This is a genomic window from Flavobacterium sp. (assembly GCF_004295795.1).
Classification (GTDB): domain Bacteria; phylum Bacteroidota; class Bacteroidia; order Flavobacteriales; family Flavobacteriaceae; genus Flavobacterium.
Genome location: NZ_SEBR01000009.1, coordinates 101,587 through 119,464, shown reverse-complemented (window position 1 = coordinate 119,464; position 17,878 = coordinate 101,587). Strand labels below are relative to the sequence as shown.

The 17,878-nt window shown below is 46.3% G+C and carries 14 protein-coding genes and 1 tRNA gene; 5 read left to right on the top strand and 10 right to left on the bottom strand.

Features of this window, described 5'->3' with window-relative positions; genetic code table 11:
- Window positions 1–5: 5 nt before the first annotated feature.
- On the bottom strand, window positions 6–1,088 hold the full coding sequence (locus tag EOO49_RS09615; protein WP_290845068.1) for a PA0069 family radical SAM protein: 1,083 nt from the start codon (window positions 1,086–1,088) through the stop codon (window positions 6–8).
- Window positions 1,089–1,262: 174 nt separating this feature from the next.
- On the opposite strand from EOO49_RS09615, the gene EOO49_RS09610 reads away from it, so the two are divergent.
- Entirely contained in the window at window positions 1,263–2,582 is a 1,320-nt protein-coding gene (locus tag EOO49_RS09610; RefSeq protein WP_290845066.1) for a hydroxymethylglutaryl-CoA reductase, degradative, read from the top strand.
- A gap of 45 nt (window positions 2,583–2,627) precedes the next feature.
- Window positions 2,628–3,545, top strand: coding sequence for a GYDIA family GHMP kinase (locus EOO49_RS09605; RefSeq protein WP_290845064.1), 918 nt, complete (start codon window positions 2,628–2,630; stop codon window positions 3,543–3,545).
- Between the two features lie 73 nt (window positions 3,546–3,618).
- Here EOO49_RS09605 and EOO49_RS09600 read toward each other — a convergent pair whose 3' ends face one another.
- The 7 genes from EOO49_RS09600 to EOO49_RS09570 form a co-directional block, all read right to left on the bottom strand.
- Window positions 3,619–5,676: a peptidylprolyl isomerase gene (locus EOO49_RS09600; protein WP_290845062.1), complete on the bottom strand. Its 2,058-nt coding sequence runs from the start codon at window positions 5,674–5,676 to the stop codon at window positions 3,619–3,621.
- Window positions 5,677–5,877: 201 nt separating this feature from the next.
- Entirely contained in the window at window positions 5,878–7,131 is a 1,254-nt protein-coding gene (locus tag EOO49_RS09595) for a hemolysin family protein (protein ID WP_290845060.1), read from the bottom strand.
- 3 nt (window positions 7,132–7,134) lie between these two features.
- A complete protein-coding gene (locus EOO49_RS09590; protein WP_290845058.1) occupies window positions 7,135–7,338 on the bottom strand; it encodes a hypothetical protein in 204 nt (67 codons plus the stop codon).
- A gap of 1 nt (window position 7,339) precedes the next feature.
- A complete protein-coding gene (gene lptC / locus EOO49_RS09585) occupies window positions 7,340–7,891 on the bottom strand; it encodes an LPS export ABC transporter periplasmic protein LptC (protein ID WP_290845056.1) in 552 nt (183 codons plus the stop codon).
- Complete coding sequence (locus EOO49_RS09580; protein ID WP_290845054.1) at window positions 7,891–9,177, bottom strand: hypothetical protein; 1,287 nt, start codon at window positions 9,175–9,177, stop codon at window positions 7,891–7,893. Before EOO49_RS09580 ends, lptC begins: the two co-directional genes overlap by 1 nt.
- A 12-nt stretch (window positions 9,178–9,189) precedes the next feature.
- The gene (locus EOO49_RS09575) at window positions 9,190–10,461 is read right to left on the bottom strand and encodes a hypothetical protein (protein ID WP_290845052.1); all 1,272 of its coding nucleotides are present in this window, start codon (window positions 10,459–10,461) and stop codon (window positions 9,190–9,192) included.
- Complete coding sequence (locus EOO49_RS09570) at window positions 10,454–11,185, bottom strand: type III pantothenate kinase (RefSeq protein ID WP_290845050.1); 732 nt, start codon at window positions 11,183–11,185, stop codon at window positions 10,454–10,456. Before EOO49_RS09570 ends, EOO49_RS09575 begins: the two co-directional genes overlap by 8 nt.
- An 88-nt stretch (window positions 11,186–11,273) precedes the next feature.
- Between EOO49_RS09570 and EOO49_RS09565 the strand changes: the two genes are divergently transcribed.
- Together EOO49_RS09565 and EOO49_RS09560 are read left to right on the top strand one after the other, a co-directional pair.
- Window positions 11,274–11,346, top strand: a tRNA-Phe gene (locus EOO49_RS09565).
- 606 nt (window positions 11,347–11,952) lie between these two features.
- Window positions 11,953–15,123 (top strand): hypothetical protein, encoded by a 3,171-nt coding sequence (locus EOO49_RS09560; RefSeq protein ID WP_290845047.1) that lies wholly within the window; start codon window positions 11,953–11,955, stop codon window positions 15,121–15,123.
- A 46-nt stretch (window positions 15,124–15,169) separates the two neighbouring features.
- Here EOO49_RS09560 and EOO49_RS09555 read toward each other — a convergent pair whose 3' ends face one another.
- A complete protein-coding gene (locus EOO49_RS09555) occupies window positions 15,170–15,484 on the bottom strand; it encodes a hypothetical protein (RefSeq protein ID WP_290845045.1) in 315 nt (104 codons plus the stop codon).
- 149 nt (window positions 15,485–15,633) lie between these two features.
- Window positions 15,634–15,978: a heavy metal-associated domain-containing protein gene (locus tag EOO49_RS09550; RefSeq protein ID WP_290845044.1), complete on the bottom strand. Its 345-nt coding sequence runs from the start codon at window positions 15,976–15,978 to the stop codon at window positions 15,634–15,636.
- A gap of 67 nt (window positions 15,979–16,045) precedes the next feature.
- On the opposite strand from EOO49_RS09550, the gene EOO49_RS09545 reads away from it, so the two are divergent.
- Window positions 16,046–17,629: a hypothetical protein gene (locus EOO49_RS09545; protein ID WP_290845041.1), complete on the top strand. Its 1,584-nt coding sequence runs from the start codon at window positions 16,046–16,048 to the stop codon at window positions 17,627–17,629.
- Window positions 17,630–17,878: the final 249 nt, after the last annotated feature.

Sequence of the window (17,878 nt, the reverse complement as noted above, 5' to 3'; positions counted from 1 at the left end):
GGCAATCAGAACAAACTCAGTTGTCCATCGCGATATTGCTCGTACAGATCGCCGTTCAACTTCGGAAATGATTTTCCCTCGAAAAACTTCTTGCGCGCCAATCGCATTTGCGCGTGAATCTGGTCGGCGAATTCGCCTTCACCTCTCATTCTTTGGCCATAGCGACTGTCGTTGAGCGTTCCGCCGTGCACTTGCCTGATGTGATTCAATACTTTGTCCGCGCGATCCGGCATTGCTTTTTGGATCCAGTCGGTGAAGATTTCCGCGATTTGTCCATTTAACCTTACAATCGTATGCGCTATCGAGACCGCGCCGGCATCTGCCGCAGCTTTGGCCAATGGCAAAACTTCGTGGCTGTTTATCCCGGGAATTATCGGCGCAATCAATACGTTCACCGGAACGCCCGCATCCGACAGCATTTTCACCGTATCCAATCGCTTTTTGATAGTTGCAGTCCTCGGCTCGACAAGTTGGCGCGTCTTTTCTGATAAAGAAGTGATCGACACGTTCACTCCTATCAAATTATCGGCTGCGAGTTTTGCAACAATATCCATGTCACGGCTTATCAGTGCGTTCTTCGTAATGATTGCCACCGGATGCCGAAATTTGTGAAACACTTCAAGACATTGCCTCGTGATCTGAAATTTCTTTTCGGCCGGTTGGTAACAATCTGTATTTCCCGACATTACGATAGTCGAGGCTTGCCAATTTTTGCTTTTTAATTTTTCTTCCAACAATAGAGGCGCATTTTTTTTGACGAGAATTTTGCGTTCGAAATCCAATCCGGCGGAATAGCCCCAATATTCGTGGGAATTCCGCGCGTAACAATATATACAGCCGTGCTCGCAACCTTGGTAAGCGTTCATCGACCAGGCCATTCCCACGTCTGGGCTTTCTACTTTGTTGACGATCGTCTTGGGGAAAACTTCCAAGTAATGCGTGCGATTCGGGTCAGCGTCATCACCTTCTGCGGCGCAATAATTCAGGAATTCATCCGAAACCTCAAGCGACTCGGAAAAAAACCGATTCTTGACATTCTTCTGGGCGCCACGTCCCTTAATAAAATCACTTTCACCGTCCGAAATCATTTTCCGAAAGTAAAAACAAAATTTAATTATTGGAAATATTCCGTGTTAAATTTGGAAATATTCCGAAAATATGTAATTTAGCGAAGTCGGAAATCTGCCTTGCAATAGAATAGTTGCGTCGACTATCTGTGGTAAAACCGCGAGAATGCTATCTTTGTGATTCAATCTACCAGTATGACCAAAGAGATTTCGGGCTTTTCGAAGCTTTCCAAAAACGACAAGATCGATTGGATAGCGAACACGTATTTTCAGCAAGCCGACCAGGCCAAGTCATTGCTCAAAAGCTATTGGAATTCGGACGAAAAACTGCAACAATTGCACGACGATTTTATAGAAAACACGGTTACGAATTTCTATTTGCCGATGGGAATCGCCCCGAATTTTCTTATAAACGGAAAAACATATACGGTCCCGATGGTGATCGAGGAAAGTTCTGTCGTCGCCGCGGCATCGAAATCGGCGAAATTTTGGTCAACCCGCGGCGGATTCAAAACCACAGTGCTGAACACCGAGAAAATCGGGCAGGTACATTTTATATTTTCGGGTGACAACGAGAAATTGAAGGGCTTTTTCCAATTGATCAAACCCAATTTCTTTTACGATACCGAACCGCTGACGGCCAATATGCAAAAGCGCGGTGGTGGAATTCTCGACATAGAGTTAAGAGATAAAACAGCCGAGATTCCGGGTTATTTCCAGCTTCACGCCACTTTCGAGACGAAAGATTCGATGGGCGCGAATTTCATCAATTCCTGTCTCGAGCAATTCGCCAAGACGTTGAAAGCCGAGGCCGATGAATATGACGGTTTTTCAGCCCAAGAAAAGAACATAAAAATCGTGATGAGCATTTTGTCCAATTATGTGACAAGTTGTATCGTCCGTGCGGAAGTTTCGTGCAAAATCGAGGAATTGGCCGACAAAAACATTACCGATACTCACGCTTTCGCGGAAAAATTCGCCACAGCCGTCAAGATCGCCGAAGTCGAACCTTACCGCGCCGTGACGCACAACAAAGGCATCATGAATGGCGTCGATGCAGTAGTGCTTGCAACCGGAAACGATTTTCGCGCAATCGAAGCCGCGGTTCACGCCTACGCTTCGAAAGACGGTCGCTATTCGAGTCTTTCACACGCCGAAATCAAAGACGGAATTTTCAGGTTTTGGGTAGATTTGCCTTTGGCTTTGGGAACTGTAGGCGGTTTGACCTCGTTACATCCTTTGGTGAAATTCGCCTTGGAAATGCTGGAGAAACCATCTGCTCCAGAACTGATGCAGATTGTCGCAGCGACCGGACTTGCGCAAAATTTCGCGGCATTGCGTTCGTTGACGACCACGGGAATCCAGGAAGGCCACATGAAAATGCATCTGAACAATATTCTGAACCAATTCGATGCGACCGAAGACGAACGCGATCAAGTGCGGAAACACTTCAAGAAACACGCGATTTCGCACGCCGCGGCCGTGAATTATATTGAAAGTCTGAGGAAAAACTAAAGTCGTTCGATCCAGAAATTCCAACTTTCAGACTTTGCAGCATTTATGAAACAACGCTTTTATTCCAACGGAAAATTGCTCCTTACGGGCGAATACGTCGTGCTCGACGGCGCTCAGGCTTTGGCTTTTCCAACAAAATTTGGACAGGATCTGACCATCGAACCTGCATCTGACAAAAAAATCCACTGGAAAAGTTTCAACAAAGATGGATCGGTTTGGTTTGAAGACAGTTACGATTTTACCGAAATCTGTACTCCAGATTACGTCGAGAAATACGATTCGGTAAAAACGACTTTGCTCGAAATCTTGCACGAGGCTTACTTGAAGAATCCTGGTTTCATCGACAATTCAGAAGGTTTTTCGATTGAAACGAATCTTACTTTCCCAAAAAATTGGGGCTTGGGAACTTCATCCACTTTGATCAACAACATTGCGCAATGGCTTGGGATCGACGCTTTCGAATTACTCGATAACAGCTTCGGCGGAAGTGGTTACGACATCGCTTGCGCCCAAAACGACACGCCAATCTTGTATCGGCTTGAAAATGCAAAACCCGTAATTGAACCGATTTCATTCAAACCGTATTTCACGGCCGATCTCTATTTTGTGTATCTGAATAAAAAGCAAAGCAGTAAAGCTGCAATCGCATCCTATTATCACAATCGCACGGAAAACATCGGACGCACCGTTTCGAAAATTACCAAAATCACACAAAATTTACTTTCCGCCCAAGACTTGAGAAGTTTCGCCTATGAACTCGAAAAACACGAAAGCATCATGAGTGAAGTACTCGAAATGCAAACCGTAAAAGAAGCGCTATTCTCTGATTTCAAAGGTGTTATCAAGAGTCTTGGTGCTTGGGGCGGCGATTTCGTTTTGGCTGTGAGCCGTGAAAATCCCTCGGAATATTTTAAAGGTAGCGGTTTCGATACGGTCATTCCTTTTTCGGAAATGATACTCTAAAAACACGAAACCTTTAGGCAAAAAAAATCCCGAACATACCATCCGGGATTTTTTGTATTGGGGAACGAAATTTCTAGTAGTTGAATTTCGATCTGTTGTCTTCAATTTTAGCATCTGCCTTCAAAGCCGGGATAATTCTTGAAGTGTATCCGCCTGTTTGCGATTTCACCTTGTTGACGAAATCGAGGTGATCTTTGGTTGCAGCCGCTTTTGTAACCGCTTTCGGAGCAACTACGTAAACACCAGAATTTCCTTCGATCGGTTTGGAAACTTTTCCAGTCGCAGTCGCGATTGCAGTTCCGACGACTTTAGGTTCCGGACCGGCATTTGGTATCATTGCGTTTTCAAGCGTCAAATCTGTAGCCGATTGAACGGTAGCTCCAGAAGCTTGCGCGATTGCCTGAAGTGACGCACCTGTCATCTTTTTCTTGATGATTTCGGCCTTCTTCTTGTTCTTCAAAAGTGGCTCAACGCTAACTCTCGCTTCATCGATAGATAACAAACCTTCCGGATTGATTTTCTTCAATTTCACGATTACGTTTCCTACATTAACAACTTCGAAACGCTTCACATCTCCTACTTTAGCTCCGAAAGCCCATTGCACGATTGCGCGTTGTGCTCCGATATTTCCAAAGTATTCGTCCATCGCTTTTACTTTCACGCTTGGAACAACTTCCAATTTCTCTGCTTTGGCAACAGTGGCGAAATCTTTGTCGTTCGCTTCCATTTCGACTTTTACCGCTTTTTGGTAAAGGGCGTCGGTCGTGGCATCAGACGGCTCGATTTTTCTGGCGATAGTAGCCAATTTCACGGCGTCTTGTTTGTCTGTAACGTTGATTACGTGGTATCCGAATTGGCTTTCAACCAAACCGATTGTTCCGATTGGATTCTTGAAAACGAAATCGTTGAACGCCGGAACCATTTGCCCTGGAGCGAAATAGCCCAAATCTCCACCTTGATTGGCAGAAGAATCGTCAGAATTCGTGATGGCCAACATCGCAAAACCACTTGGATTCGCTTTTGCCTGAACCAACAAAGCTTCGGCTTTCGCTTTTGCCTCTTCCTTCGTACGCTTTTCGCGTTTGTTCACTTGCGTGCCTTCCCAGCTGATCAAGATATGGCTAGCCTTGGCGTTTGCACCGGCTTTTCGTCCCATTGCGCGAGTTACTGCGTAATAGTCACCTTGCATGTACGGTCCGTAGATCTGGCCTGCCGGAAGATTGAACAAAGCCTCGGCGTGAGCGGTTGGCAAGTCTTTCTTGGCGATGTAAGTCGTATCGAAAGGAATATCGGAATTCTGGCTTACGAAATCACCGATGTTTTTTGTCGTGCGGAAATTTCCGGTAGAATCAGTGGAAGTAAGCAACTTGTCCACTTCACCTTTAACTTCGGATTCGTCAGCTGCAGACGGTTTGTCGGCTACCAAAACGTATTCAAGCTCGCGGTTTTCGTCGCTCTTGTAACGCTTTTCGTGCTTTTTCATGTAATCTGTAAGTTCGCTGTCAGAAATCTTGACATCGCTGTCTTTCACGGTCGAGAACAAAACACCCACGTAATCGAAAGACGCTTTTGTCGTTTCGGCTTCGTATTTGAATTTTCCTTCTGCTTCGGTCACGAATAATCCACCTTTTACCAAAGTGTTGTAAACCAAATATTTCGCGTTCAAAACCGCATCTTTTTCGCGGTCTTTGATTGCTTGTGCGGCATCTGGATTCGTCTTGATGAACTCGCTTAGTTTCGCCACGTCAAATTCGCCGTTAGCGCCTTTGAACATTGGGTTCTGCCCAATTTGCGGATCGTTCTTGAACGCCTCCAAAATATGTTTTTCGCCTACGCGGATTCCCAATTTTTCGAATTCTTCGGTAAGCAAAGTGATCGCGATTTCCTGATCCCAAACACGGTTTGACGCTTGTGTCGCGCTCATTCCTTGTCCGCTTTTCTCTACGTTGCTCACTTTCACTCGGAAATCGTCAAAAGTGATGTCTTTTCCGTTGACGCTACCCACATCCTTAGATGCAAGATTTAGGTTTCCGCTCGTGAAAATATCACCGATCAGGAAGGCCAACAAACAAAATCCGATTACTCCGATCAGCAGCAGTGAACGCTGTCTGATTTTAGATAAAACTGCCATTTTATACTCTTGATTTTTAATTCAGTTTGCGAAAATACAATTATCTATTTAATAACCATAAGTTGAGCGGAATATTTGCTTTCAAAGTTGGATTTTCTTTTCGCAGCCGAAAAATATGGCTATGGATTGCGCTTCCGCGGATGCCGAAATTGTCGGAATAACAAAGTCTCGAAGTCGGAAATAAAAAAGCTGGAATCGATTTCAGGCCGAAACCGTCATCTTAACCAACACGATTTTCTTGGCGGTCGCTTCCTCGATCGAAAACCGGAATTTGCCGATGGAAAGCTGTTGGCCTTTTTGCGGAATCTCGTTCACCGAATTGACGATGAAACCGCCTAGCGTGCTGTAAGAATCGCCTTCCGGAATTTCGAGATCGTAGGTTTCGTTCAGATATTCGACGTCGTGTCTCGTAGAAAAAAGCCAAGTACTTTCGTCGAGCTTTTCTTCGGTCAATAGTTCGACCTCATCGTGTTCGTCCTCTATTTCGCCAAAAAGTTCCTCGACGATGTCCTCCATGGTCACGATTCCCGCAGTTCCGCCGTATTCGTCGAGAACGACCGCCACGCTCTTGCGCTTTTTGGTGAGTTGATCCATCGCGTCCTTAATATATATGGTCTGCGGAACGAATTCCACCGGAATCACTATAGACTTGACAGTGCGCGGTTTTCGGAACAAATCGAACGAATGCACATAGCCGACTATATCGTCCAACGAATCCTGGTAGACGAGAATTTTGGAATATCCGGTGTCGATGAAAAGCGCTTTCAATTCGGAAATCGGCGCAAACAGATCGATGGCCGAAATCTCCATTCTTGGCGTCATGATGTCGCGCGCCTTGACCTCGGAGAAATCGAGCGCATTCTGGAAAATCTGAATTTCCGAATCGACTTCCTCGTTCTCGTTGACCGAACTCATCTGCTCCGTTATGAAATTCCCGAGTTCGACTTTGCTGAAAAAAACCTGAACCGGATCGCTTCCCGTTCTAAAAAACTTCTTTAGAACGACATCGGACAACCAAAGCACGCCAGACGAAACATAATAGAAAATCTTGTAGAAAACGTAAGCCGGAAGCGCGAAAAAGCGAATCAGGCTGTTGGCGTAAATATGGAAGAAAACCTTCGGAAGGAATTCAGAAGTAAAGACAATTACAATCGTAGCGATCGCCGACTGGATCAGCAAATTCGACGCGACGGTCAAATCATAAGGAAGAATCAACCTCAGGATCAATCGCGAGACAAAAAATCCGTAAACGACCAACGCGAGATTGTTCCCGACCAGCATCGAAGCGATGAATTTCGAAGGTTTTTCTGTGAGTTTGGACAAAATCTGCGACAAAAAATCGTCCTGCCGCTTCTCGATCTCAAGGTAAATCTTGTTCGAGGAAATGAAGGCGATTTCCATTCCCGAGAAAAACGCCGCCAGTATCAGGCTGGTTATGATGATACTGACTTCCATAGCTTATTTTTTTGGCTGCTGATTCTGATCCATGAATTTCTTGGCGAAACGTCTGCGGAAGAAAAACATGAACACGCAAAGTCCTGAAAGCGCAAGCCAAATCCACCAACTTTCCATTTGTTCATTGTAATTCGCATAGGCCGAATACAGGAAAAACAACGCCGCGGCAAGATAGACAAATGGAACCAGTTTAAAATATCCGTTCATGTTAGAAGTCGTTTGATTTTTCGATTTGCCCGGAGATTTTCTGTGAATTCACGATCTTGAAATCCTTGCTGAAATCGATGCCTTGCCCATAGGAAACACCTTTGGGATCGGTAAATTTAAATTTTTGTTCGGTGAAAAACCACTCGTTTTTTTGATCGAAGTACAATTGTTCGGTCTGAAGGCGTGAACCTTCGTCGTTCCAAATGTTGACATTGCCCTGAAGATCGATCATGTCAGTGTTTTTGTATTGCACGGCATAATTGGAAGTCACGTAGGTTTTAGCACCTTTTTTGTCGTACAAAGTGACGTTTATGCCTTTCGGAAATTCGGTAAACGGATAGCGCGCCGTGGCGTAATCGAGCATTTTCGGACTGATCAAAACCGATGTGATGCGGCCCGAATCGGTGTACTTGAGATTGAAATCGTCGGCTTCACCGCTTGGCGTGAATTCTGAAAAACCAAGCTTTTGCACTTCCTTGAAATTCCCTTCGCAAGCCGCGAGAGTAAAAGCAAGAACGCCAAAAACGCCGATTTTATTTAGGAAAGATTGCATCATTTTGCCTCCGGAATGAGTACCGATTCATTTATCCAACAATCGAAATGTACGGTTTTTCCGCCCATCTTGGCGTCTTTGATCTCTTTTTGGGTCGGCGCCTTTTTCTCGTAAGATTTGATCACCTTGTCGAGTCCGCCCATGTTTTTGTTGACCGAAATCGCTTTCTTCAAAGTTTCGATCGCAAGCAGATTCAACGCTTTTTTCTCGAATTCCGACTTTCCGCATTCCGATCCGGATTCTGCGTAAAGTTGCGCCAACAAAATATATGATTTTGCATAATCCTTTTTGACTTCGAGCGCTTTCAACGCAAATTCCTTCTGTTTGGCCTTGTCTCGTCCGACGTAAATCGTCGAGGCCAACGTGAAATAGGTATCGGCTTTTTCACTCGGATCTTTGGAAAGTTCCGCAGATTGAATGAAATATTTGGCCGCGTTCGCGAAATCTGCCTTCTGGTAAGCGGCCGATCCTGCGTTGTAAGCTGACTTCGCCGAAGGTTTCGTGCTTTGTTGCAAGTCTGTGACCTGCTGGAAAAGTTTGCTGTTTCGGCAATTGTTTTCGGCCAAAGCATCTAAAGCGACCGCCAACCAAAGCGTATCGGATTTTCTCTTTTCGAAAACTTCCCCGTAATAAGCATCGAGATTTTCGCAGGTCGAAACGTCTTTCACGAGATTGCGCAGCGCTCTGGCAAGTCTTTCGTTCGCCTTTTTCGACTTTTCGTCGGCAACCGTCAATTTCTCGACGTGTGCCACCAAATCATCGGTTTTTCTAAGGATTTTATTTGGAGTGATTGTCTTGTCGCCAGCCTTGAACTTGTCGTAATACAGTTTGTGATACAAGTAAATCGCATCTGTATCGGCGAAAGCCATCGGATTTTTGGAATACGCAATATCCAGCAAATTGTAGATTTCCTCGTCAGGCGCGGCCTTGTACTTTTGCATAGCCATAGCCTTGTTCATCAAAACCGGACTCGTGTTCGCGGGAACGTTTTTGTTGAAATCGTCGTAAAGCTTCAGCAATTCCTTGACGCCGGCCGTTTTTTCGTCGTCTTTCAACTTTTGTATCCGAAGGCGCAAAAGATCGAATCCTGTCGTATACGTCTTTTCATTGTTCGGACAAACCTTGCGAAGATTCAGCCAGACGGCGTACGCTTTCTCCGCATCGTTTGTATTGACGAGACTGTCAACCGAGCGCTGCAAAGCCTTACATTGTTTCTCGGGATTGTTTTGGGCCGAAGCCATCGCGATGCCAAAAAAGGCGATCAATGCAAGAAACGTACTTTTCATAAAAGTTGTTTTTTAGTCGTAACGGCGTTTCACGAACCAACGGTCGTTGAAAGAAAGCCCGATTCCGACGTTGACGTAGTTTTCCTCAATGAGTCCGTAGGCTTTCGTGCCGCGTTTTCCGTATTCCAGATTGACGTTGATATTTGACATCAATCCCGGAATCGGCATTCCGAAGCCCAACGTTCCGGCCGCATCGCGGATTTTCTGGTTGTTCAGGACCAATCCGGTGTTTTCATAGCGTGCGCCTGCGCGGATCACGACTCTGTCCCAATAACTGCTGAACGAGTTGTAGTTTGGAATATAATAACCTCCGATGGAATATTTTATTGCGTTCTCGAATCTCGCATTCCCGAAATCGGACACGCGATTCTGTAAATCTTTTGCTCCCGTGAACGTGACTTCGGCTCCGGCCTGCCATTTTCTGGGCACGCCCAATCCGAATCCCAACGAGAATTTCGACGGAAGTTTCAATTTGCTTACCCTGTCGCTGAAAATCGTGTCCTGATCTACGATGGCGACTCCGCCAATCTGCCTGATTTGGACCGTTGCGATATTCCGGTATCCGACGGCGCGCAAATCTGTCTGTGGTGTAAAGGTCGCCGCGGCGAATCCTTTGAGTTTTTTGCTGATTTTGCGTTCGTACATCGCGCCTATGTTGGCACTGAAACCCGAAAAACGCGATTCGTTGATTTCGCGTGTCCCGAACTGTATTCCTTCGGCTTGCGCCAGAGAGGTCGTTTCTACTTTCCCGAAGTTGAAATTCACGTCTACTCCCACTCTCAAATTGCTTGTGATTTCGTAACCTCCGCCCAAGAAAACGCGGTTGATTCCGCCGTTGCCTTCGAACCTGTTGATGATCCTGGTCGTATCGCCCGGGCTTGGAATTTGTGTCTGGAGACTTTGTACTTTGTATCCAACAGAAGTGTAAGGCATCAAACCGAAAGCAATCCCGCCTTTTTTGAATGGAAGTCCGACTGCGAGGTAATCCAAAGTGAATCGCTTGGCTTTTTCCTCGCGATCTTCGGTATTCAAAGTTGCCCACGAGTTGGTTCCTCCTACTGAAAAACTAGTCCATTTCAAAGATCCAAACGACGCCGGATTCTGTAAATTGATGTGAATCGAATCTGCGAAAATCGACAATCCGCCCATGGCGCGAGTCTCGGCAGTGCCTTTGAAACGTTGGTCGCCAATTCCGTAAAAAGAGTAAGGAGAATAACTGCCTTCCTGTGCAAAGGAAATCAATGACAGCAGCAAGCAGGCGCTTACCAGAATTTTTTTAATCATTTAGGCTGAATTGAAATGTTTGGTTTAAACTTTCTAACAGAAAATTTGGATTGGCAAAGATGATATTTTTTAATTGCCCAGCCAAAAAAAGCGCATCGCCCCCAGTTAAAATAATGATAAAGTTTGATCGTCCACTTGTCCAGGAATTTACGAAGCCGTCGATTTCTTTCACGACACCGTTTACAACGCCAGAATGTATAGCTTGGGCAGTAGAATTTCCGATGTCGCCAGACGGAATTTCCCTTTCGAGCAAAGGCAATCTCGCGGTATACTCGTGCAACGCCTCATAACGCAACCTGATTCCCGGGGAAATCGCGCCTCCGAGGTAGTTGTCATCCTCATCTATATAATCGTAGGTGACGCAAGTTCCGGCATCGATAACCAATCTATTTTGCTTTGGAAACTGAAGCACCGCGCCAGCCGACAAAACCATGCGGTCGATACCCAAAGTTTTGGGCGTTTCATACAAATTGACGAAAGGAAATTTCGATTCGTGGGAAATGAAATGGATTTTTACTCGGTTTTTGAAGTTCTCGAGGTGCTCAATTTGCGTTTTTCCGACCGAAGAAACGACCAAATCGTCCACTTTCGGATACAAATCCAAAATTTCTGAAACTTTATTTTGCCATTCTTTTTCCGGAGTCACGAACTGCTCCAAAACCGCATTACCTTCAAAGACAGCGCCTTTGGTTCGCGTGTTTCCTATATCGATTGTAAGTACCATCGGGCGCAAAAGTACGAATAGATTTTTTCCGAAAAATTTCTTTTGCACAAATAAAAAATCGTTCTATATTTGCACCCGCATCAGCAACGGTACCTTAGCTCAGTTGGTAGAGCAATGGACTGAAAATCCATGTGTCCCTGGTTCGATTCCTGGAGGTACCACTTAAAGCCCAAACATCTAGTTTGGGCTTTTTTGTTTTCAGTCGGTAACCAACCGACGTTTTTTCTTCAGTATTTTTTGAAGCTTATTCCCGCTCTGCGCTGTAGCCCTCGTTTCCCAATCGGTTTTTGCACGCGTTTGCAGGAGCTTCCTTCGGTCGCTCTGCAAACTGCGGCAAAATCACGATGGCGAAACTTCGGGGCTGCCGCTGCGATCGGGGCTAGGCAATCTGACGAACATACAGCTTCGGCACTAGTGCGATCGGCCTCCAGCTACAAAAATCCTGTCGCTCAGCCAAAATGCGCATCAAAACTTTAGCTAACCATTTTTGCCCAAAACGCCTGTTTCCGAGTTAAATAAATGGTAAAATTTAGCCGAATTTCTCAGAAAACCGTTGGCCAACAACTCTTAATTATTTATTAATATTCTCAAAAAGCGATTTATTAACAACTTTCGAATCGACTTAACCGTAAATTAGTAGTGCACAACCCAACTCTATCAATACAATGCTCAACATCAACAATTTCGAAAACATTTTATCGCTATTTTAATCTTCACTCGATGGAAATTTTGGGTTGTGTCGAACAATTACCCAAATGCTATCGCTTATGAAAACGATTACTTACAGAAGTTTTCTAATTCTTCTTTTTATTGGAAACATTTCGCTGGCCCAGGTCGGAATCGGCACTACTTCCCCAACTGCCGCTCTCGACATCGCCTCGACAAATGACGGATTGCTAATCCCAAGGATCGCGCTTGCGGCAACGAACGTCGCGACGGTAACGACGCCCACGGTTTCTGAACTTGTCTACAACACGACGACTTCGGCGGCAGGCCCAAACCAGGTCACGCCCGGCTATTACTATTGGGACGGAACGACCTGGATTCGGCTTTCCACGGGTTCCAATACATTTTGGGCGCTGACCGGAAATGCCGGAACGGTCGCAGGCACGAACTTCATCGGAACCACTGACGCAATCGACGTGCGCATCAAGACCAACGGCACCGACCGCTGGAACATCAGCAATACAAACAACGGCCAATTGCAGTCGTACTCACTCGGCACCGCGCCAATTCCCGCATATTCTTTCCAAACGGACACTAATACTGGAATTTTCAGTCCGTCCGCCGATGCGATCGGTTTTGCGACTTTCGGCATTGAGCGCGCAAGGGTCGACGCCAGCGGACGTCTGGTTGTTGGCGCGACATCGGCAAACGCGATGCTCGACGTGAACAGCGCCAACGAAGGCCTTTTGATTCCTCGGGTCGCTTTGACGGCTACCAATTCGGCTTTGCCACTTACGACGCCCACGAATTCTGAAATGGTTTTCAACAACGCAAACGCCGGAACTGCACCTTTTAATGTTACGCCCGGATATTATTATTGGGGCGGCGCATCCTGGATAAGACTCGCCACGGGAGTGAACAACGACTGGGCTTTGACCGGAAATTCAGGAACGGTCGCGGGCACTAATTTTATCGGCACGACCGATGCAGTCGACGTGAGAATCAAAACCGACGGCACTGACCGCTGGAACATCAGCAACGCGAACAACGGCCAATTGCAATCGTATTCGCTGGGAACGGCGGCTCTTCCGTCGTATTCTTTTCAAACGGATACCAACACCGGCGTTTTCAGCCCGTCGGCAGATGCGCTTTCGGTGACGACGAATGGCACCGAAAGAGCGAGATTCGACAACGCCGGACGTTTCGTGATTGGAGCCGCGACGGCAAATGCGATGCTCGACGTGAACAGCGCGACCGAAGGCGTTTTGATTCCGAGAGTTGCCTTGACTGCTACAAACTCCGCATCGCCATTGACTTTGCCGACTGTTTCGGAAATGGTTTACAATACGGCAACTTCGGGCGTTGCGCCAAACAATGTCGTTCCGAGTTATTATTATTGGGACGGAGCCGTCTGGGTGAAAGTCGCTACGGGTTTCAACAACGACTGGACGACAACCGGAAATGCCGGGACGCTTCCGGGAACGAATTTTGTAGGAACGACCGATGCCGCTGACCTGCGCATCAAAACCGGCTCGGCAGATCGCTGGAATATCAGCAATGCCAACAACGGACAATTGCAATCGTACTCGCTTGGAACGGCAGCGCTTCCTGTTTATTCGTTCCAAACCGACACTAATACGGGCGTTTTCAGTTCGAATCCCGACAATCTCGATTTTGCGACGAACGGCACGACAAAGCTCAGAATTCCAAACGCCGACCAAGTTCACGCTTTGGCTTTGGGAACGGCTTTGCTTCCGTTCTATTCATTTGCGACCGACACAAACACAGGTCTTTTCAGTCCGGCGGCGGACGTTTTGTCTTTGAGCACGAACGGAGCCGAAGGTTTGAGAATGGGAACGACTTCGAATGTGACTATCGGTGCGACTTTTGCTCCGGCGAACGCGGCTCCGGCAAACGGCCTTCGCGTTCAGGGCGTGGGCGTTTTCGGTAAAGCGAGCGGCGAAGATTCGCGCGATGTGGTTTCGGTTCACACTTCGTCCACTTCTTATACCAATTTTACGGGTTATGGAAATGCTACTGCCAAACGCGGTTTTGCGTCTTATGCGGATGCGGCCGGAATAGGTGTTTTGGGCGCTTCGAACAATACTGGTTACGGGCTTGTCGGCCTGACGAAAACCTCGCTTTCGACTTACGTGAAAGGCAATGAAGGCGTTGTCGGTCAAGCCGACGGATCGACAACAGCGTTTATTCCGATAGGAGTTCACGGCGTGATCGACGAAACAGCGGCCGGAAACTGGAAAGCGGCAGGCGTTTTGGGAGAAAACAACTCGCTGACGCCGGGAATCGGTTTCAGCGGCGGTTCGTACAACACTGCGAATCAAGGCGCGTCAAGTGGCGTTTACGGCAACTTCGGATCGCGCGTTCCCACGACAAGCATCACACAGAATTCGTTTTTATACGGCGTCATCGGAGATATTCTTCCGGTTGGTTCCGGCACTTCTATTCCGGATACGTCGGGCGGCGTGCTTGGTTTTGGCGGGAATTCGAACTTTGGGATTTTGGGTTACCGAGGCGCGTCGGGGATCTTTTACAGCGTTTACGGAGCCGGCGCCATTGGCGGAATCGCGTTGACGAACAACGGAAATCGTTTCGCACAGAAAAACATCGGAACAGAAAAAGCCAACAACAATATCGGGCTTGGCATCAGAGGCGGATTCATGGGCGGCTACATCGCGGGTTCTGAATATGGAATGTTCTCGCACGGACGCGAATTCGGAGCTTACGTCCAAGGAAAAACCATCGTGAACGAACCAATCGTAAAACTTACCGACAACGGTTCATCCGAAAGAACGGCGACATACGTTCCGACATCGACTGAAATCGACGTAATGACAAGAGGTCGCGGACAACTGCAAAACGGGACGGTTTTTATTCCTTTCAAGAAAAGTTTTTCCGAATCTGTGGGCGATCCCGAAACGATCAATGTCACGGTGACGCCAACCCAGGAAACCAAAGGCGTTTTCGTGAGCCGCGTGACGACTCAAGGATTTTATGTAACCGAAAATGGCTCGGGCACGAGCAATGCCAGCTTCAATTGGGTCGCCGTCGGAACGCAGAATGGTTTTGAGAACGGCGTCGAGATTTCAACAACCGTAATGGCGAGCGATTTTGACCAGAAAATGATAGACGTAATAAATGCCGAACAGGAAAAAGAAGGAAAATCGATCCACTTCGACGGACAGAACGTAAGGTTCGAGCGCCTTCCGGAATCGGCTATCAACTACTCAAGAAAACAAAGTCCGAAAAAATAAATCGATTGTTGAGCACGAAGAAGACCTTGCCTGCGCGAGGTCTTTTTTATGGAAGAATGACTTCGAGCGCGTCACCTTCGTTGCTGATTTTGCGAACCATTTTGTTCTTTAGCGCCGATTTTATGATGGCGAAAGCGTGCACGCTGTCGAGTTGCAACAAGTGCCTGAAAGAAAACTGAAGGAAGAATTTTCCGTTCAGGCTTTCCATGATCGCTTTCGGATTCGAATAAAGCCGCCTTCCGTTGCGTCCGAAATATTCGATTTGCGGATTTTCCATGATCGCGTCGAAACACGATTCCAGGCGTGAAAGATCGGGCATTTTGTTGCCTTTGCATTTGAGGATTATCGTGTGTGTATTCATAGCTTTTGGCCTTTTTACCAAGCTAGGAACAATCGCTTTGGGATTTTTATCGGATAACATTCAATAGTTACAGATAAACCCATTCGCAGGACGCGAAGTTCGTTTGTTGACGCGACCTCACAGCCGAATGTTAAAAATATTACGGTTTGTCAACCCGGCTTGCAACAGCTGTCGAGCTGTTCGAAACCTTTCGGATCGGCTTTGATTTCATCGGCGTCATAGCCCAATTTACTTATGGCCACTTTTATGGCTTGCGGATCTGTCTTTTTGGAGTTGTAAGTAACTTTGAGCGTCATTTTTTGTTCGTCCAAAATCACCATCTGAATTCCCGATTCCTTTATAAGTGTTTTCTGGAATTTACCGCCACAACTTGGGCATTGCTTGCAGTGATCGCAATTGATGTTCGTTTTTATTGTGACCGATTTGCTTTGCGCCAGCGTCGGAACCGAAATCAGCAAAAGCATAACGGCCGCTATTTTGAGGAATGTCTTCATAAAAATCATTTTCGTAAAAATATCACAATGTCCCAAACCTGTCGGCATTATTGATTAATTTAATTGTATGAACAAATGGCTCAAGAGATTTCTCATCAGTTTTGGCGCGCTAATCCTCGTAATTTCCGCCTTCGGACTTTACTTCAACTACTATTGGGTGAACAACGAACTGCCGAAAATCATCAACGAAAAGAACAAATCGCCCTATTTCATCACTTACAAAAACCTGCACGTTTCGTTGCTCACGGCCACGATAAAAGCTTCGGACATTACCGTCGTTCCAAAGGCCGCACTAAAGGACACGCTTCACAAACAAGGTATTTACGCGACGGTGAAATCGATCGAAGTGCAACATTTCAGCATTTGGAGTTTGCTTGTTTCGGATAGGATAAAAGCTTCGGCAATCGTCGTGAACAAGCCGACAGTAACGCTTTACAAGAAAGACGACTCAAAAATCAATTACTCGAAAAGTTTGAGTTCGGATGTCGTGAAGCCTTTTGAGAACATTATCAATGTATCCGAAGTAAAACTGAACAATGGCGACGTTACGATTTTGTATCCGAAGAACGAAAAACCGATGCTGCGCGCCAACAATATCTCGGCTGAACTCACCGGAATCGGCATAAACGACAAACAACTCAAGCGGAAAGTGCCGTTTTCGTATAAAACTTACGCGTTTTCCTGCGACAGCGTTTTCTACAAACCCAATTTGCAATATCACGTGAGATGCGGAAAAATCAGTACTACGAATGCTGGTTTTTCTGTCGACAAACTCGAATATCTGTGCGACATGAGCCGGGTCAATTTCTTGAAATCCATCGATTCCGAACGCGATATGTACAACATAAAAGTCGACAAATTGAGTCTTGAACAACTTTCGTGGGGATTTCGCGAAGACGACACTTTGTTCGTGCACTCCAAAACTGTCAGACTTGATCGCGTGAATGCGAACATTTACCGCGACAAGCGCAAAACCGACGATCTGCGCAAGAAAAAACTTTACAACGCCTTGTTGCGCGACATGAATTTCGATTTGCGCGTCGATACTTTGGCCGTTCGGAATTCGGTTCTCGAATACGAAGAACAGAACAACGACGTCGCGCCCGGAAAATTGCGTTGGAGCCCGTTTAATCTTACGGCATTGCACGTTTACAGCGGATTCGAACAGAAAAAGTTACCCGATGTACAAATTCTGATAGACGCCAAATTCATGGACGTAGCGCCGCTCAAAGCAAATTGGACGCTGAATGTGCTCGATAAATCGGACGGCTTTCACATCAAGGGAAGCATTTTGAGTTTTCCGGTCGAGCGCCTGGAGCAATTCAGCAAACCTTATATGAACTTTAGCGCGAAAGGCATTCTGGACGAGGTTTATTTTGATTTTCGCGGAAACGACAACGGCTCGAAAGGGACTTTCGGAATCAATTACGATGATCTTAAAGTGACGGTTTTCCAGAAAAACGACCGCAAGAAAAAGAACAGATTTCTGTCTGGCGTCGCGAATCTTTTCGTGAAAAACGACACCAAGGAAAAGGTGAAACGCACTGAAATCGAGGTAGAACGCGAAAAAGACAAATCGTTTTACAATATGTTCTGGAAGTCGATCGCCGAGGGTTTGAAGAAAATCATGGTTTCTGAAAAACTAGGTTGATTTTTTTTGCCTCGGATATTTGCTTCGGATGATCCTTGTTTTGCCTTTAAATCACGAGTTTTTTCTCGGCTCGTCACATGAATTCGCGAATTCGCGGCTAATTTTTTATTCGTGCATTCGTGGCTGGAATAATTAAGCCACGAATGCACGAATGCATGACTGATTCAAGTTTCTCTCGCCTCAACTTTTCAAACCGATTTTATCCGCGAATTCGCGAATTTGCTTTCGGTTCGTCACATGAATTCGCGG

Excerpts from the sequence above, each read along its gene's own strand:
- EOO49_RS09615 (WP_290845068.1), bottom strand. The coding sequence starts at position 1,088 with ATGATTTCGGACGGTGAAAGTGATTTTATTAAGGGACGTGGCGCCCAG.
- EOO49_RS09610 (WP_290845066.1), top strand. The coding sequence starts at position 1,263 with ATGACCAAAGAGATTTCGGGCTTTTCGAAGCTTTCCAAAAACGACAAG.
- EOO49_RS09605 (WP_290845064.1), top strand. The coding sequence starts at position 2,628 with ATGAAACAACGCTTTTATTCCAACGGAAAATTGCTCCTTACGGGCGAA.
- EOO49_RS09600 (WP_290845062.1), bottom strand. The coding sequence starts at position 5,676 with ATGGCAGTTTTATCTAAAATCAGACAGCGTTCACTGCTGCTGATCGGA.
- EOO49_RS09595 (WP_290845060.1), bottom strand. The coding sequence starts at position 7,131 with ATGGAAGTCAGTATCATCATAACCAGCCTGATACTGGCGGCGTTTTTC.
- EOO49_RS09590 (WP_290845058.1), bottom strand. The coding sequence starts at position 7,338 with ATGAACGGATATTTTAAACTGGTTCCATTTGTCTATCTTGCCGCGGCG.
- lptC (WP_290845056.1), bottom strand. The coding sequence starts at position 7,891 with ATGCAATCTTTCCTAAATAAAATCGGCGTTTTTGGCGTTCTTGCTTTT.
- EOO49_RS09580 (WP_290845054.1), bottom strand. The coding sequence starts at position 9,177 with ATGAAAAGTACGTTTCTTGCATTGATCGCCTTTTTTGGCATCGCGATG.
- EOO49_RS09575 (WP_290845052.1), bottom strand. The coding sequence starts at position 10,461 with ATGATTAAAAAAATTCTGGTAAGCGCCTGCTTGCTGCTGTCATTGATT.
- EOO49_RS09570 (WP_290845050.1), bottom strand. The coding sequence starts at position 11,185 with ATGGTACTTACAATCGATATAGGAAACACGCGAACCAAAGGCGCTGTC.
- EOO49_RS09560 (WP_290845047.1), top strand. The coding sequence starts at position 11,953 with ATGAAAACGATTACTTACAGAAGTTTTCTAATTCTTCTTTTTATTGGA.
- EOO49_RS09555 (WP_290845045.1), bottom strand. The coding sequence starts at position 15,484 with ATGAATACACACACGATAATCCTCAAATGCAAAGGCAACAAAATGCCC.
- EOO49_RS09550 (WP_290845044.1), bottom strand. The coding sequence starts at position 15,978 with ATGAAGACATTCCTCAAAATAGCGGCCGTTATGCTTTTGCTGATTTCG.
- EOO49_RS09545 (WP_290845041.1), top strand. The coding sequence starts at position 16,046 with ATGAACAAATGGCTCAAGAGATTTCTCATCAGTTTTGGCGCGCTAATC.